The organism is Brucella sp. NBRC 12950, assembly GCF_030268145.1.
Lineage (GTDB): Bacteria > Pseudomonadota > Alphaproteobacteria > Rhizobiales > Rhizobiaceae > Brucella.
Window position 1 is genome coordinate 308,627 of record NZ_BSQC01000003.1, and the last position, 17,029, is coordinate 325,655.

The window sequence follows — 17,029 nt, forward strand, 5'->3', positions numbered from 1 at the left end:
GGACAAACCTGATCAGACAAGGCTTCTTTTAGCTTGAGCGTAATCGGCAGGCCAGAAATTCATGCCAATTTTTAAATTTCTTAGAACGATAATCTAATTCGATCTCAACCAATGGAAATCCGTTCGTCGTAAAGAGGGTTCTACTTCCTGTAAATTCGCGCCAGCTTAATCGAAGGAAGTCCCCCATGATCCTCAGCGTCAAAAACCTCTCCAAGACTCTTATTGCGGGCTCTCTCATGGCCCTTGCCGCGTCGGGTGCGGCCCATGCAGACGCAACATTGGATCGCATTAAAGCCAAAGGCAAGCTGACCGTCGGCGTCATCCTTTCAGGTGCACCATTCGGCTATATCGACCCGAAGACGCAGGAACAGAAGGGTCTCAACATCGATATCGCTAACGAACTGGCGAAAGGCCTCGGCGTTGAGCTCGCAACACAAACCGTCACGCCGCCAAACCGCGTCCAATTCCTGCAGCAGGGCAAGGTCGACATTCTGATCGCCAATATGCAGTACACTGAAGAACGCGCCAAATCGCTTGGTTATGTGAAGACACCTTACGATCGCATGGGCGGTGCTGCCCTTGGTCGCAAAGACAGCGGCATCAAGGAATGGAAAGATCTCAAGGGCAAGATCGCCTGCGTTTCGCAAGGATCCAACTACACTCAGCCGCTGATCGAAGAATATGGCGCGAACGTAAAGGCGCTCCCAAGCCAACCGGAATCACTGCTGGCACTCAAAGGCGGCAATTGCGATGTTTCGGTTCATGTCAGCGGTACACTGGGTCTGATGCTTCAGGATCGCGCCGACGAGTGGAAGGATTACGGCATATTGATTCCAACCGACCTGATACCTTCGGATTCAGTCATCTGGTTGAAGAAGGACGAGAACGACACCGAAGCCGCTCTCGACAAGATCGTTCGCGATCTCCACGCGTCGGGCAAGATGATCGAGATCGCCAAGGCAAATCGCCTGCCAAACCTGAGCTATCTTGAAGAAGAGCATAACAAGCTCAAGTCTCAGTAATTGAAGGCTTGATAAGCCATACAATATGCAAATTACAGAGCATTTGCGGACGGCTCATCCGTCCGCAATTTCAGAGCTTAATTCGACCGGAGTGAAACGACGCTCGATAAAACTATGCTCAATATAAAGGATTTGGAGCGCTGATCTGATGCACTCAGACTGGAATCTGCTCTAACCGCAATGGATCATTTCAATGAAAGAAGCTCTGATTTCGCGCTTTATTGAACTCACCAGCGCAATCGGCCTCAACTATGAATTTCTCAATAGTGGCTATGAGCTTGATATGTGGCTCAATGGCATGGTCACCACGCTTAAGCTGGTCGCGATCACCATTCCGCTGAGCCTGTTTTTTGGCGTTTTGTTTGCTGGCGCACTGACCTCAGGAAAGCGCTGGCTAGCCATTCCTGTGCGTGGCTATGTCGAACTCACTCGCAATACGCCAACGCTGGTGCAGCTGATGTGTGGGTTTCTCGTTCTCAATATGCTGATTTCCAACGCAATCGGTGGCGCGCAGAACAATCCACTCACGCCATTCTTCTGGTTGGTCGCGATTACCGGTCTTCATATTGCAGCCCTTCACGCAGAAGCATTGCGCGGAGGCATTGAAGCTGTTCCCGGCACAACGATCGAGGCTGCGCGCGCTATCGGATTCAATTCGTTTCAGGTGCTCATTTATGTCGAGCTTCCGCTGGCAATCCGCACCGCACTCCCTGCTGTGGTCAACAATCTGGTCAATCTGGTGAAGCTTACGACCGTTGGGTCGGCCATTGCTGTTGGCGAGATTACCTATGCCTCGATTCTGATCTGGACACAGCGCGATAATGTAGTCGAGCTGATGCTGGTCATTCTTCTGTTTTTTAGCATCATCAACCTCATCGTGGCACGCGTTGGTTACTGGTTTGAGAAGCGCCTTGCAATTCCGGGATATGGCCAATGAACATCGCTGTTGAGCAAAAGCCGGGCATCTGGATGTCGCCCGCAACTCTCACATTCACGACCATCATTCTCGCCACGGCACTCTGGTTTTATCTAGATCCGTCACTTGGCCAGATTTGGCTCGAATGGCTGCCTTATCTTGGCAAGGGCTTTGCCATGAACGTGCTGATCAGCGTTTTTGCGATCACGCTGGGCACTTTTGCCGGCGTTTTGCTCGGCATCATGGAACTGGCCCCCTACAGGATAATTCGCGCACCGGCCGTAACCTACGTGCAGATTTTCCGCAATGCGCCGCATCTGGTACTGATTTTTGCTGCGACCTATATTTTCCCGTTCGAACTGGTGATATTCGGCAATTACATTGCTTTCCCCGACTGGATTAAAGCAGTGGTCGGCCTTGCGATCCCAGCAAGCGCGCATATTGCAGAAATTACTCGCGGATCCATTCAATCAATCCCGACTGCCCAATGGGAAGCAGCACAGGGCCTTGGTTTTTCACGCCTGCAATCGTTGCGCTGGATCATCCTGCCGCAATGCGTCAAACGTTCACTGCCGCCCTGGATGAACCTTTATACATCCATAACCATGGGTACGGCATTGGCATCACTTGTGGGCGTGCATGAGCTGCTGCATTCGGCGACCGATGCAAGCACCGCAGTCCAGCGCAATGACTTCACCGTCATCATCTATCTGACCGTTTTGATGGCGTTCTTTCTCTTCTGCTATCCCGTGTCGCGCTTCACACAGCGGCTCGAAAAGCGGCTTTCCTCCCGCTGACAAGGATCTGAAATTCACATGAGCGACACCACCAAAACTACACTGGTCGAACTTCAGAACGTTCATCTGTCTTTTGGACAGAACGAAGTGCTCAAGGGTATTGATCTCAAGATCAACAAGGGCGATGCAGTTTCGATCATCGGGCCATCCGGGTCAGGAAAATCAACAATCCTGCGCTGCATCAACGGTCTGTTGATCCCGCAATCGGGGAAAATCACCGTCGGTTCGACGCGCGTGGATGAGCTGAAGACCGAAGCCGAGCGAATAATGCTGCGCAAGCGCATTGGCATTGTGTTTCAGCAATTCAACCTGTTTCCGCATTTAACGGTTCTCGAAAACATCACCATTGCGCCGGTCAAAATTCTTCGCACCTCAAAAATCGAAGCGGAGCGCCATGCAAAGGTGCTTCTGGAAAAGGTTCGCCTGGGGCACAAGACAGATGCCTATCCAGGTGAACTTTCGGGTGGTCAACAGCAGCGTGTTGCAATCGCACGCGCTTTGGCAATGCGTCCAGAACTGGTTTTGTTTGATGAAGTCACATCGGCGCTCGACCCGGAAACAGTGGGTGAGGTACTGTCGGTCATTCGTGATCTCGTCAACGAAGGCATGACCAGCATTCTCGTGACCCATGAAATGCGCTTTGCCGAAGAAATCAGCGATACCATCGTCTTTACCGAAAACGGTCGCATCATCGAGCAGGGCACACCAGAACAGCTTTTCTATAAGTCCACGAACCCGCGCATCGGTGCCTTCGTCAACGGCCTAGGCGGCAATGTAAGCCGCATCAATGAAGGCGGTGAAGGGATCTGATATGACCGATCATGTGACGGAGGCCTTAAGTCGGGCCATCATTGGCTCCAGGCCATCAACTCAAGCGATCGCCATTGCCCGAACAGCAATCGTTGATTTTCTCGCCTGCGCGCTTGGCGGTGCGAGTGATCGCAGCACCCATCTCGTCAGCAAGGTTCTAAGTGTGAGCGGGAATGTGGCACTGATTGGCCAGAACGGGACCGCCGATCCTTTCACGGCAGCGCTCATCAATGCTCATGCAGCGCATGTCCTCGATTATGACGATGTGCATGGCAGCGTGCGCGGACATCCGACGATTGCCATCATCCCGGCTCTTCTGTCAGTCGCCGGGGAGGGTGAAGTCAGAGCCGATGCTCTGATTTCGGCTTATATTGTCGGACTTGAAACCATGGCGCGCCTCGGCCTTGCCATGGGTACCAAACATTATGAAAACGGCTTTCATGCAACCGCAACGCTCGGTACTCTAGGAGCTGCAGCTGCAATCGCACATCTATTGAAATTCGATGCATCAACGACTGCGATAGCGCTCGGTCTTGCCGCCACACAATCGGCCGGTCTTCGTCTGCAATTTGGCTTTGACGCCAAACCGCTTCATGCAGGGTTTGCGGCACGCGCAGGTCTTAGTGCTGCGCGCCTGGCAGAAGCTGGCTTTGTTGGCGCGCCCGATTTTATCGATAATGCAAACGGCTTTTTCAAAGCTTTTGCCTTTGGCGCAGAGGATATATCGCGCGTCACACAAGGTTGGGGTGAGCCTTGGCAGATTGTCGTGCCCGGATTGACCCTTAAAGCTTTTCCTTGTTGCACGGCCGCCCATCCTGTCGGGGTTGGTGCACTGGCACTGCGCAATGAGAAAGCCTTGCAACCCGATCAGATCGCAGCGGTTTCGATCACTTTTCCGCCTGGTGGTGATGCGGCCCTGGTGACGACCACGCCTGTGACGGGCATCGATGCGCGGTTCAGCCCCGAGTATATTTTTGCGGCCGCTTTGCGCGACGGAAAGCTAACGATTGCTCATTTTGATGAACGTCCGGTCGACGGCGATTTGGCACAACTCGCGTCCAAAGTGACGCGACACCACGATGAGAATGCCCCGCGGCTTTCACCCGATCCAAAAACCCGCTTCGTCATCATCAATGTAACGCTCACGGATGGATCCACACTCTCGCAACGCGTCGATGGTCTGCCGAGCATCAGCGACCCGACCGATAAATTCAAAGACGCAACGAAGAATGACCAGCGCTTTGCAGGCATACCCGACCTCGTGCAATCCATGACGACGGTGGACGACTTGCAGACACTGATTTCGTCGCTCAACCAATCCCCGGAGTAAAATAATGACCAAGAAACAGATGCATCTCGGCCTTTTCCTGCAAGGTGCAGGCCATCATGTTTCCGGCTGGCGGCACCCAGATGCAGAAGCGGGCAGCGAAAATTTCGACCTGCTGCGTCGCGTTGCGAAGCAGGCTGAAGATGCAAAATTCGACATGGTATTTCTCGCCGATGGACTGACCAGCGGCGTTGATGCTCATCCATCAATGGTTGCCCGGTTTGAACCGCTGACCCTGCTATCCGCACTAGCCATGGTCACAGACAAGATCGGGCTGGCTGCCACCGCTTCAACCACTTACGGCGAGCCTTATCATACAGCACGCGCGTTTGCGTCTATCGACCATCTGAGCCATGGTCGCGCCGCCTGGAACATCGTCACCACCTCTTACGCTCGCACCGCCAACAATTTCTCAAAAAGTCATCCTGAACATGACGAGCGTTATGCCGTGGCTGAAGAGTTCGTCGATGTCGTGCGCGGCCTTTGGGACAGCTGGGACGAAGATGCTTTTCCGAAAGACAAGAAAAGCGGCGTCTATGCCGATGCCAACAAAGTGCATGTGCTCAACCATGCGGGCAAATATTACTCGGTACAGGGTCCGCTCAACATTCCGCGTTCTCCGCAGGGCCATCCAGTTCTCATTCAGGCAGGCTCGTCCGGTCCGGGTCAGGATCTCGCGGCTCGTATCGCGGATATCGTGTTTACTGCACAGCAGAGCATTGCTGAGGCGCAAACTTTTTATACGAGCTTAAAGGAGCGGGTGGTCAAGGCCGGTCGGAATCCGGACAGTGTCGCAATCATGCCCGGCTTCATGCCGGTGATCGGCGACAGTTTTGAAGATGCTTCCGAAAAACTCAAGGAGCTCAACCGCTGGACGGACATCAAGAGCGCCATGCCACTTCTTGAAGAACGCATCGGCCATAGCCTTGCTGATTACGATCTCGACGGTCCGTTGCCTGATCTGCCTATTTCCGATCAGCTTCGCAGCCGCGCAGAGCTTCTGCGTGATCTGGCGCGTCGTGAGAACCTTACCATTCGTGATCTCGCGCTTCGCGTCGCAGCTGGCCGTGGCCACCATATTGTTCTTGGCACCGCCGAGCAGATTGCCAACCGGATGCAGGAATGGTTTGAGGGGCGCGCTGCGGATGGCTTCAACGTAATGCCACCTTATTTCCCTGGTGGACTTGAAGACTTCAACAGACAGGTTGTGCCTATTCTTCAGGAGCGTGGATTGTTCCGCACCGAATATACGGGCTCGACATTGCGTGAGCATCTCAATATTGCTCGGCCTGAAATAAAGCATACATAAAGACAGTAGCCGCATTGCCCTCCTCCCCCATTTACACGATGCGGCTGCTAGACCAAATTCCCCCAAACAAGAGGCCGGAAGCGCTCCCAACGTTTCCGGTTGGCATGATTGATGGCACATCCCAACAGACTGAACTCTGCAGCGCTCGATTTGATCCCCAATACGGCCACGGCGGATGAATTGAAAGCTGCGATGCGACAGCTTGCTGCCGGCATCAGCGTCCTGACCACAGGAACGGGCGACGCCAGAACTGGTGCAACCGTGACCTCTGCGACCGCTCTTTCGGTCGAACCACCGACAATAATCGTCAATATTAATCTGACTGCCTCGGTCTGGCCGACAATCAATGCCGAACGCCGCTTCTGCCTCAACATCTTATCGAGCGAGCAGCAGTCTGTGGCCGACCGTTTCGCAGGCCGCAATGGTGAGAAAGGTGCCGCGCGCTATGAGGGCGCGGAATGGTATGCGCTTGCGAGTGGCGCGTTGGCACTGAAAGGCGCACTCGCTTCCATCGATTGCGAGGTTGAAGAGATCATCGAACGTCATACCCATGCCATTATCATCGGTCGCGCGCTTAAGATTGTGAGTGGTAACGGTGAACCACTCATCTATCATCACGGACACTATCACACGCTGACACGCTAAATATTGTCAAAGCCACATCATGCGCGAAACACCTGTTGCCCAAACGACGTAAATTGCCTAGCTGTTAGACAAGTTGCATCGAAGTGGGAGAGCCCGACGCCGTGATTGACTGGCTGGCAGATTCAAGCCCGGTAAACCGGAAAAATGCTGCGGAAATCGTCTTTGAAGACATTCGCACCGCTATCGCGAATGGACGCCTGACGGTTGGAACACGTCTGCCCTCTGAAACTCAACTCGCTCAGAAATATAGTGTCAGTCGTCCCATCGTGCGCGAGGCACTACGTTCGCTGCAGACGCTTGGCCTCACCCAAACCCGCACGGGAAGCGGCACTTATGTGCTTAAAACGTCTCCGGGCCCCGAGCTGAGCTATGGTGGCTATTCGGCGCGCGATCTTATCGAGGCGCGCCCCTTCATCGAAGTGCCGGCAGCCGGATGGGCCGCAACCCGTCACACGAACGAGCAAATGACCAATCTCATTGATCTCTGCGATCGCATGGATCGGCAGACCGATCCGCACAAATGGGTACTGCTTGACACAGAATTTCACAGTATGATTGCACTGGCGTCCGGCAATGCCATGTTTGCGAAGATTGTAGCGGACGCCCGGATAGCGCTCTCACGACAGTCCGAACTCGTCAATCTGATGGCCGGTCGACGTGAAGCCTCCAACATCGAGCACCGCCAGATTGCAGAGGCAATCAGGACCGGGTCCGAAGAGCAGGCACGTCTTGCAATGCAGACCCATCTCGGACAGGTCAAACTGGCTGTCACCACCATTATGGCTGAGGAAAAAACCGCATCAGACCAGAGATAATGGAAGCGGGACAAAACGAGGCCGAGAAAGATCATACATAATTAGAAACTGCGAACGCCGCTCGGATCCAGTCCGATCGGCGTTCTTGGTTGTTCCAAGGGCAACTGAGCGATGATCAGGGTTCGACCGCTAAATTGGCAAGTTGCTCCGGTTTGAGGGCGAGCTGCAATTCACCAGGTGTCATATGCCCCTGCGCAAGCACGACTTCTGCTACCGTTTTGCCCGTTGCGAGTGCTTCCTGCGCAACTTTGGTCGCCGCATAATAGCCAATCAGCGGATTAAGCGCAGTGGCAAGACCGATGGATTCTTCCACACGACGAGCCATGATTTCGGGATTTGCGGTAATGCCGTTTACGCAGCGTTCTGCGAGAATGCGGCAGCCAGCACCCAGCTGGCTGATGCTTTCCGAAAGCGAGCGCACGATAATCGGCTCAAATGCATTGAGCTGCAGCTGGCCACTTTCCGCTGCCATTGTGATCGTAATGTCGCTGCCAATGACGGCAAAAGCAACCTGATTGACCACTTCCGGGATCACCGGATTGATCTTGCCTGGCATGATGCTGGAGCCTGCCTGAACGGCTGGCAGATTGATTTCGCCCATTCCCGCCCGCGGGCCGGAAGACAGCAGACGCAGATCGTTGCAGGTCTTTGAAAGCTTGACGGCAACACGTTTGAGGACGCCCGACAGGTGCACAAAAGCGCCCGGGTCCTGCGTCGCTTCAATCAGATCACTGGCGGTGACCAGCGGACGACCGGTAAGACGCGAAAGATGCTCACAGGCAAGCGCTGCATAACCCTTGGGTGCATTAAGACCTGTACCGATTGCCGTCGCGCCAAGATTGATTTCGTGCAGAAGCTTTGCCGATTCAAGCAATCGTAAGCGATCTTCACCAAGCATCACGGCAAAGGTTCGGAACTCCTGACCAAGTGTCATCGGCACCGCATCCTGAAGCTGCGTGCGCCCGACTTTCAGCATCTTCGCAAATTGTTGTGCTTTACGCTCAAACGATGCCTGAAGAATTTCCATTGTGTTGGCGAGTTCATCAATGGCTTCAATCAGCCCGACATTGATTGCAGTCGGGTAGGCATCGTTGGTCGACTGGCTGAGATTAACATGGTCGTTTGGATGCAGCTGCGCGTAGTCGCCCTTTTCAAAGCCCAGCAGTTCCAGCCCTCGATTTGCTATGACTTCGTTTGCATTCATGTTGGTGGATGTGCCCGCACCGCCCTGAATGACATCGACCACAAACTGATCATGCAGCGCGCCATCGCGGATTTCGCGGCAAGCACACACAATTGCATCAAGATGCTTTCGGCTAAGCAGGCCAAGCTGATGATTGGCGAGTGCTGCTGCTTCTTTGACAAACGTCAGACCGCGAACAAGATGGGGATAGCGTCCGATCGTAACCCCGGTGATCTGAAAATTTTCCACTGCCCGGGCGGTATGAATGCCCCAGTAAGCAGCTTTAGGCACCGCCTTTGTCCCGAGCAAATCATGTTCAATGCGCGTCTCGACCACTTTGTCCTCCTGAAACCGAAACGATTAAATCTGTCATGCTGTCAGACAGATTAATACCGGTACTCCTCCTCGTCATGAGCGTCAACATACTTGTGAGCTTGACTAGCCATTTCTGATATGCGTTAAGACTTGCATTAAATCTGTCATGCAGCTTTACAGAAATAGCAACGGGAACAATTGAGCGAGTGAATAGAAGCCTGCGCTAAAGGGCGTAGAGGTTTCCTTTCTCAGCAATGTTTTGATTTAAAATGGTCGATGCATTGCCGCGCCAAGCGCGAGCTCCATGTATCTCAATGATTCAAGAATGCCGTTCTTCGTTGCGGGTTCCGCGTAAAGCTATAGCCTTTATTCAAACTGAGCTCTCAGGGAGGAGCGATGACAACGGAATTTATCAAGGCCACACCGGCTGAACGCGAAGTCTTCACAGAAGAAGACCGCGGCTATCACAAAGCGCTAAAACCGCGTCAGATCCAGATGATTGCAATCGGGGGAGCAATCGGTACGGGCCTTTTCCTGGGTGCTGGTGGACGTCTTGTTCAGGCTGGGCCGTCGCTTGTATTCGTTTATGCCGTCTGTGGCTTTTTCGCATTCCTGGTGCTGCGCGCGCTCGGCGAACTGATCATGCATCGTCCGAGCTCCGGCTCCTTCGTTTCTTATGCCCGGGAATTCTACGGCGAAAAAATGGCCTTTGCAGCCGGATGGATGTACTGGCTAAACTGGGCCATGACATCGATTGCTGACGTTACAGCCGTCGCGCTCTACATGAATTTCTTCAAGCACTATGTGCCGTGGCTTGAAGGGATTGACCAATGGATGTTTGCAATGACAGCCCTCATTCTGGTGCTGTCAATGAACTTGCTATCGGTCAAGGTTTTCGGTGAATTGGAATTCTGGTTCAGCCTTGTCAAAGTGCTGTCACTGGTGATTTTCCTGGCGGTTGGCATTTATTTCGTTGTGTCCGGCACGCCGATTGATGGTCATCAGCCGGGTTTCCATCTCATTCGCGAGAGTGGAGGCCTTTTCCCCAATGGTATTCTGCCCGCACTCGTGATTATTCAAGGCGTCGTCTTCGCCTATGCCTCGATCGAGTTGATTGGCACGACCGCTGGCGAAACTGAAGACCCGCGCAAGATCATGCCAGGTGCGATCCGTACCGTCGTGTTTCGCCTGCTGGTCTTTTATGTCGGCTCCGTTTTACTGCTCACGCTACTTTTGCCGCATACGCTTTACTCGGACGGCGAAAGCCCATTCGTGACCTTTTTCAGCAAGATTGGCGTTCAGGGTGCGGATATCATCATGAACCTCGTCGTTCTGACTGCTGTGCTGTCATCGCTGAATGCCGGACTTTATTCGACCGGACGCATTCTTCACTCAATGGCTGTTTCGGGCTCTGCACCAGCAGCACTTGCCAAGATGAATAAGAGCGGGGTTCCTTATGGCGGTATAGCTGTGACTGCGGTCGTTACTGCAATCGGCGTGGGCCTCAATGCTGTGGTTCCTGCCGCAGCCTTTGAAATTGCACTCAACCTTGCATCGCTTGGCATCATCACAGCCTGGGCCGTGATTATTCTTTGCCAGCTCAAACTCTGGTACCTTTCGCGCAAGGGTGAGATCGCACGCCCTGATTTCCGGATGTTCGGTGCACCTTACACCGGTATCCTGACCTTGATCTTCCTGTTGGGTGTACTCATTCTGATGGCCGCAGATTATCCGGTCGGCTCCTATACAATTGGCTCGCTAATTATCATTGTACCCGCTCTGATTATTGGCTGGTATGGTCTGCGTGATCGAATCTATCGTCTGGCTGCTGAACGTGCAGCTGAGGCGCAAAAAAACAGCTGATTGAGGGGTAGCGTGAACAATTCGCAATTCAAACCATTGGTGGCGGTCATCGCCACCGGTGGAACTATTGCAAGCAAGCGCGGGGACGATGGCGCAAGCACACCGACGCTCAATGGCGACGATCTGCTTGCGACGCTTGGCGAGGTCGGAGCTAAGCTTCGCCCAATCGATTTGATGGCAAAGGATTCATCCAGCCTGACACTGATTGATATGCAGTCCATCTCCGAAGCCATTGAAGCCCAGATTGCAGATCCACAAATCAGCGGCGTTGTGGTGCTCCATGGCACCGATGCAATGGAAGAAACGGCGCTCCTGGTACAGCTGCAACGCAATCATTCCAAACCGGTGATCTTCACGGGTGCACAGTTCACTGCCGATCATCCCAATGCCGACGGTCCATCCAATCTTAAAACCGCCATCGATCTGGCAGCAGACCCTGCTAATGCGCAACAAGGCGTATTGATCGCCTTTGGCGGCCGGATTGTTCCGGCATGGGGCGCGTTCAAATTCAGCAGCGACCATGCAGACGCTTTCAGATCGGTCCGCGAACTCGAACGACCTGAAGCAGGCCGCTTGCCAGCATCTGTAAGCGGTACGCGGGTCGACATTGTGGCGATCCATCCTGGTTGTGACGACCTGCATCTTCAAGCGAGCATTCAAGCCGGAAGCCACGGTATTGTGCTTGCGGCTTTAGGTTCGGGCAATGCCAACGCGACAATTGTTCAAGCTGTAAAGCAATGTGCGCAAAACAATATTCCGGTGGTGGTTTCTAGCCGCGTTCCCACAGGCATGTTGGCCCCAGGCTATGGCGGCGGCGGTGGTGGACATGATCTGGTTGCAGCCGGTGCAGTGCATTCGCAAACGCTGCGACCGGGACAGGCGCGTATTCTTCTGGCAAGTCTGATTGCAAGCAAAAGCCCGAAGGCTGCAATCATCCAAGCTTTTGATGATCGCAATCCATAAATACAACAGCGCAATTTGAAAACCTAAAGCGCGTCGCGGCCTGCGGCGCGCTTTCTTTTTGTTCCCATTGATTATTTCAAATGAGGCTTGCTGCTTCAAAAGTCGCTCAGTCGCCAAGCGCCAGATCCAAAACATATATGAGTTTTTTATTTCTGAGCCCGTTTCTCTCTCTCGAAACCCTATGGGCGACGGCAGCATAATGGACTTTGTGAAGACCGGGCGCCCACGGGCAATCCGGCCAGGACATCGACCAAGGATACTCGAAATGACAATGGATATCGCCGTGCTGGGTGTCGGCATCGCATTTTTTGCAATGCTATTTGGCTATTTGCGCCTTTGCGAGAGGCTTTGAGGAAACGCGATGCTGATCGAATATATCGCAGGCGCCTTCGTAGCGGCCTTTGTCGCCGTCTACCTTCTTTACGCGCTCATTCGTCCAGAACGGTTCTGAATAAGCAATTAATTTGAGCCTGATCTGGGCTTGGGAAAAACCATGACAATCAATGGATGGATACAGATCCTCATCTTCTGCGGGATCATCATCGCGCTCGTGAAGCCGTTTGGCGGTTACATGACTCGTGTTTTCACTGGTGAGCGCACACTTTTGTCGCCCCTCCTAATGCCCATTGAACGGGGGCTTTATCGTTTGGCCGGTACGAGTGAGCGCGAGGAGCAGCACTGGACGCATTACGCCGCCGCCATGCTGCTGTTCAACCTGGCGGGCTTCCTCGCTCTTTATTTGCTGCAGCGTGCACAAGGTTTCCTGCCTTTCAATCCGATGGGCATGAGCAATGTGCCTGCCGATCTCGCCTTCAACACGGCAACAAGTTTTGTGACCAACACCAACTGGCAGAATTATGGTGGTGAAAGCACCATGTCTTATCTCACCCAGATGGCGGGACTTACGGTCCAGAATTTCGTTTCGGCAGCAACGGGGGTGGCGATTGCCATTGCACTCATCCGTGCATTCTCGCGTAAATCTATGAAGACGCTGGGGAATTTCTGGATCGATCTCACACGCTGCACGCTCTATGTCTTGCTGCCGATCTCAATCGCCATGACGCTTGTTTTCGTGGCTCTCGGTGTGCCGCAGACGTTGGGATCTTATGTCGAAGCCACCACCCTTGAAGGTGCTCGCCAGGTCATAGCAACTGGCCCTGTCGCCTCGCAGCTTGCCATCAAGATGCTTGGCACCAATGGCGGTGGCTTTTTCAACGCCAATTCAGCGCATCCGTTCGAAAATCCCGACGCCATCTCGAATATGATGCAGATGGTGGCGATCTTTGCGATCGGTGCAAGCCTTACCAATGTTTTTGGCCGCATGGTTGGCAATGAGAAGCAGGGCTGGGCAATTTTTGCTGCAATGGGCGTGCTTTTTATAGCCGGTGTAGGAATTTGCTACTGGGCAGAAGCTGCGGGCAATCCGCTGATCCATGCGCTTGGCATTGATGGCGGCAATATGGAAGGTAAGGAAACTCGCTTCGGCATCACAATGTCCGCCCTTTTTGCGGTGGTGACAACAGCCGCTTCCTGCGGTGCGGTCATCGCCATGCATGACAGCATGATGGCGCTCGGCGGCATGATCCCGATGATCAACATGATGCTGGGTGAAATCATTATTGGCGGTGTGGGCGCAGGCTTTTACGGCATCATCTTGTTTGTTGTCGTCGCAATCTTCGTTGCCGGACTGATGGTCGGGCGCACACCGGAATATCTGGGCAAAAAGATCGAGGCAAAAGAGGTAAAGATGGCCATGCTCGCCGTACTATGCCTGCCACTTTCGATCCTTGGCTTTACGGCTGTCGCCACAGTCATCCCGACGGGGTTAAGCTCAATTGCCAATCCCGGACCACATGGCTTTTCGGAAATTCTCTATGCCTATACGTCAGGTACGGCCAATAACGGTTCGGCCTTTGCCGGGCTCTCCGGCAACACGCCCTGGTATAATATAACCATCGGTCTTGCGATGCTGATGGGTCGCTTTCTGGTCATCATTCCGGCCCTAGCAATTGCAGGCTCACTGGTTGCCAAGAAGGCAACGCCCCTATCTGCTGGGACATTCCCAACCCACGGACCGCTTTTCGTCGGCCTGCTGATCGGTGTCATTCTCGTGGTCGGCGGTTTGATCTTCTTCCCTGCGCTGGCGCTCGGACCAATTGCTGAGCATCTTGCAATGATCAACGGGCAAACTTTCCAATGATCAGCCCGTCCAACCTCATTCTCCTCATCCTCGCAGCAGTGCTGATGATCGTCGCTGCTGCAGAATTTCTGGGTCCGCTTTTCTGGAGTTCCCTATGAGCAAGTCCCAAACCCCTAAAATAGTTAAAACCGGCATCATTGACGCCCGCATTCTCATTCCGGCAATTGGCGATGCCTTTCGCAAGCTCAACCCCAAAAGCCTTGCACGCAATCCCGTCATGTTCGTGGTGGCAGTGGTCTGCGTGCTTACCACTGTTCTTCTGATAAAGGATGTTGCGACCAGCGGCACCGGTATCGGCTTTTCGTTCCAGATCGTGCTGTGGCTATGGTTCACTGTGCTGTTTGCTAATTTCGCTGAAGCCGTTGCCGAAGGTCGCGGCAAGGCGCAGGCGGAATCCCTGCGCCGCACACGCACCGAAACCCAGGCTAAACTGCTGCATGATGTGGCGCGCACTGATTTCACGGTCGTGCCCGGAACAAGTCTAAAGGTTGGCGATGTAGTGATCGTCGAAGCAGGCGATATCATTCCTTCCGACGGAGAAGTCATAGAAGGGGTTGCTTCCGTCAACGAAGCAGCCATTACAGGTGAATCCGCTCCGGTCATTCGTGAATCGGGCGGCGACCGCTCAGCAGTCACAGGCGGCACGCAGGTTCTGTCGGACTGGATCAAAGTCCGCATCACGGCGGCGCAGGGCTCGACCTTCATCGACAAGATGATCAGCCTTGTCGAAGGCGCTGAACGCCAGAAGACACCGAACGAAATCGCACTCAATATTCTGCTTGCAGGCATGACGCTGATCTTCGTTTTAGCGGTCGTGACAATCCCGAGCTTTGCCTCCTATGCGGGTGGTTATGTTCCTGTCATCGTGCTGGTTGCCCTTTTCGTAACGCTGATCCCCACAACAATCGGCGCGCTTCTATCGGCAATCGGAATTGCTGGCATGGACCGTCTGGTGCGCTTCAATGTTCTTGCCATGTCCGGCCGCGCCGTCGAAGCTGCTGGAGACGTCGACACGCTGCTCCTCGACAAGACCGGCACAATTACGCTGGGCAATCGTCAGGCAACAGCATTCATGCCAGTAAGCGGCGTGAACGAGCTCGCCCTTGCCGATGCCGCACAATTGGCGTCACTTGCCGACGAAACCCCGGAAGGTCGCTCCATTGTCGTTCTCGCCAAGGAAAAATACGACATGCGTGGCCGCGACATGCAGGGCCTGAATGCGAGCTTCGTGCCTTTCACGGCGCAAAGCCGAATGAGTGGTGTCGATGTTGAAGGATCGTCAATCCGCAAGGGCGCGGTTGATGCAGTGCTCAAACATGCGACCTCGGACGAGAAGACTGTTCACGAACTCCAAGCCATTGCCGACACGATTGCCAAAGCAGGCGGTACGCCGCTCGCGGTCAGCAAGGATGGACGCCTGCTTGGAGTCATTCATCTCAAGGATATCGTCAAGGGCGGGATCCGTGAGCGTTTTACCGAATTGCGCCGCATGGGTATTCGCACGGTGATGATCACTGGCGACAATCCGATGACAGCGGCAGCGATTGCTGCAGAAGCAGGCGTCGATGATTTCCTGGCGCAAGCCACGCCTGAAAACAAGCTCGAGCTTATCAGGCAGGAACAGGCCAAGGGCAAGCTTGTGGCCATGTGCGGAGACGGCACCAATGATGCGCCTGCCTTGGCACAAGCCGATGTCGGCGTTGCGATGAATACCGGTACAGTTGCCGCACGCGAGGCCGGAAACATGGTCGATCTCGATAGTGATCCAACCAAGCTCATCGAGATTGTCGAGATCGGCAAGCAATTGCTGATGACACGCGGGGCACTTACGACGTTCTCGATTGCCAATGATATTGCCAAGTATTTTGCGATCATTCCCGCGATGTTTCTCGCCTTTTACCCTCAGCTTGGCGTGCTCAACATCATGGGTCTTGCGACCCCACAAAGCGCGATCCTCTCAGCGATCATCTTCAACGCACTCATCATTGTGGCGCTGATCCCGCTTTCGCTGAAAGGCGTTGCTTATCGGCCCGTTGGTGCAGGCGCACTGCTGTCGCGCAATCTTCTGATCTATGGCCTTGGCGGCGTCATTGTTCCGTTCATCGCCATCAAGCTCATCGATATGGCAATCGTCGCCATCGGCCTGGTTTAAGGAATAAAAAATGCTGAAACATCTGCGTCCAGCACTCGTCATGATTGTAGCTCTCACTGTGATTACAGGGCTGATCTATCCGCTTGGCATGACGGGTCTTGCACAAGCCATCTTTCCGCAACAGGCAAATGGCAGCCTCATCGAAAAAGATGGCAAAGTGATCGGGTCCGAACTGATCGGCCAGAAATTTGCAGGCGATCGCTACTTCCATGGTCGCCCTTCGGCAGCAGGAAAAGAGGGCTATGATGCTGCAAGCTCGGGTGGTTCCAACCTCGGACCAACCAACCCGGCACTGATTGCACGCATAAAAGACGACGCAGCTTCATTGCGGCAGGCTACGGCGAATCCCGAAGTGCCGATTGATCTGGTTACAACATCGGCCAGTGGGCTTGATCCCCATATCTCTCCACAAGCCGCACTTTTTCAGGTGCCTCGCGTTGCCAAAGCACGTGGGCTCGATGAAACAAGCCTTCGCGGCATTGTCGAGCAACAGATCGAGCAGCGCGAGCTTGGCTTTCTCGGCGAGCCGGTGGTCAATGTGCTCAAGCTCAACCTTGTTCTCGACAGGGCAGGCAGTAACTAGAGTAGATCGAAGCACTTTGAGCAAAAACGTGCAGCGGTTTGCGCGGGCTCATGTGCACAAACGAGACGATAGAGCGGCTCCAACAATTCTGTTAAAACCGGAACCGCTCTAACGGCGCGCTTTCCCGCC

15 protein-coding genes are annotated in these 17,029 nt (G+C 53.9%); 14 read left to right on the forward strand and 1 reads right to left on the reverse strand.

Going from position 1 to position 17,029, the window contains the following annotated elements:
- The first annotated feature begins 185 nt into the window (after positions 1-185).
- The 8 genes from QSJ70_RS06830 to QSJ70_RS06865 all read left to right on the forward strand — a co-directional run bounded on the left by QSJ70_RS06830 (position 186) and on the right by QSJ70_RS06865 (position 7,641).
- Complete coding sequence (locus QSJ70_RS06830) at positions 186-1,022, forward strand: transporter substrate-binding domain-containing protein (RefSeq protein ID WP_215777909.1); 837 nt, start codon at positions 186-188, stop codon at positions 1,020-1,022.
- Between the two features lie 193 nt (positions 1,023-1,215).
- Complete coding sequence (locus QSJ70_RS06835) at positions 1,216-1,959, forward strand: amino acid ABC transporter permease (protein ID WP_215777907.1); 744 nt, start codon at positions 1,216-1,218, stop codon at positions 1,957-1,959.
- Between the two features lie 32 nt (positions 1,960-1,991).
- Positions 1,992-2,735 carry an amino acid ABC transporter permease gene (locus tag QSJ70_RS06840; protein ID WP_039860335.1) on the forward strand — a complete coding sequence of 248 codons (744 nt, stop codon included), beginning with the start codon at positions 1,992-1,994 and terminating at the stop codon, positions 2,733-2,735.
- 18 nt (positions 2,736-2,753) lie between these two features.
- On the forward strand, positions 2,754-3,545 hold the full coding sequence (locus QSJ70_RS06845) for an amino acid ABC transporter ATP-binding protein (protein ID WP_215777904.1): 792 nt from the start codon (positions 2,754-2,756) through the stop codon (positions 3,543-3,545).
- Position 3,546: 1 nt separating this feature from the next.
- Entirely contained in the window at positions 3,547-4,875 is a 1,329-nt protein-coding gene (locus QSJ70_RS06850; RefSeq protein ID WP_285535277.1) for an MmgE/PrpD family protein, read from the forward strand.
- Between the two features lie 4 nt (positions 4,876-4,879).
- Positions 4,880-6,181: an LLM class flavin-dependent oxidoreductase gene (locus QSJ70_RS06855; RefSeq protein WP_215777900.1), complete on the forward strand. Its 1,302-nt coding sequence runs from the start codon at positions 4,880-4,882 to the stop codon at positions 6,179-6,181.
- Between the two features lie 111 nt (positions 6,182-6,292).
- Entirely contained in the window at positions 6,293-6,826 is a 534-nt protein-coding gene (locus QSJ70_RS06860; RefSeq protein WP_215777898.1) for a flavin reductase family protein, read from the forward strand.
- A gap of 101 nt (positions 6,827-6,927) precedes the next feature.
- Positions 6,928-7,641, forward strand: coding sequence for a FadR/GntR family transcriptional regulator (locus QSJ70_RS06865; RefSeq protein WP_285535280.1), 714 nt, complete (start codon positions 6,928-6,930; stop codon positions 7,639-7,641).
- 115 nt (positions 7,642-7,756) lie between these two features.
- Here the strand turns inward: QSJ70_RS06865 and QSJ70_RS06870 are convergent, their stop codons facing one another.
- The gene (locus QSJ70_RS06870) at positions 7,757-9,160 is read right to left on the reverse strand and encodes an aspartate ammonia-lyase (protein ID WP_285535282.1); all 1,404 of its coding nucleotides are present in this window, start codon (positions 9,158-9,160) and stop codon (positions 7,757-7,759) included.
- Between the two features lie 375 nt (positions 9,161-9,535).
- Between QSJ70_RS06870 and QSJ70_RS06875 the strand changes: the two genes are divergently transcribed.
- The 6 genes from QSJ70_RS06875 to kdpC all read left to right on the forward strand — a co-directional run bounded on the left by QSJ70_RS06875 (position 9,536) and on the right by kdpC (position 16,900).
- Positions 9,536-11,002: an amino acid permease gene (locus QSJ70_RS06875; RefSeq protein ID WP_215777893.1), complete on the forward strand. Its 1,467-nt coding sequence runs from the start codon at positions 9,536-9,538 to the stop codon at positions 11,000-11,002.
- Between the two features lie 12 nt (positions 11,003-11,014).
- Positions 11,015-11,965 (forward strand): asparaginase, encoded by a 951-nt coding sequence (locus tag QSJ70_RS06880; protein WP_215777891.1) that lies wholly within the window; start codon positions 11,015-11,017, stop codon positions 11,963-11,965.
- Positions 11,966-12,326: 361 nt separating this feature from the next.
- On the forward strand, positions 12,327-12,416 hold the full coding sequence (kdpF, locus tag QSJ70_RS06885; RefSeq protein WP_215777889.1) for a K(+)-transporting ATPase subunit F: 90 nt from the start codon (positions 12,327-12,329) through the stop codon (positions 12,414-12,416).
- A gap of 42 nt (positions 12,417-12,458) precedes the next feature.
- Positions 12,459-14,165: a potassium-transporting ATPase subunit KdpA gene (gene kdpA, locus QSJ70_RS06890; protein WP_285535287.1), complete on the forward strand. Its 1,707-nt coding sequence runs from the start codon at positions 12,459-12,461 to the stop codon at positions 14,163-14,165.
- Positions 14,166-14,259: 94 nt separating this feature from the next.
- On the forward strand, positions 14,260-16,317 hold the full coding sequence (gene kdpB, locus QSJ70_RS06895) for a potassium-transporting ATPase subunit KdpB (RefSeq protein WP_285535289.1): 2,058 nt from the start codon (positions 14,260-14,262) through the stop codon (positions 16,315-16,317).
- 10 nt (positions 16,318-16,327) lie between these two features.
- Positions 16,328-16,900, forward strand: coding sequence for a potassium-transporting ATPase subunit KdpC (gene kdpC / locus QSJ70_RS06900; protein WP_285535291.1), 573 nt, complete (start codon positions 16,328-16,330; stop codon positions 16,898-16,900).
- The last annotated feature ends 129 nt before the right edge of the window (positions 16,901-17,029 follow it).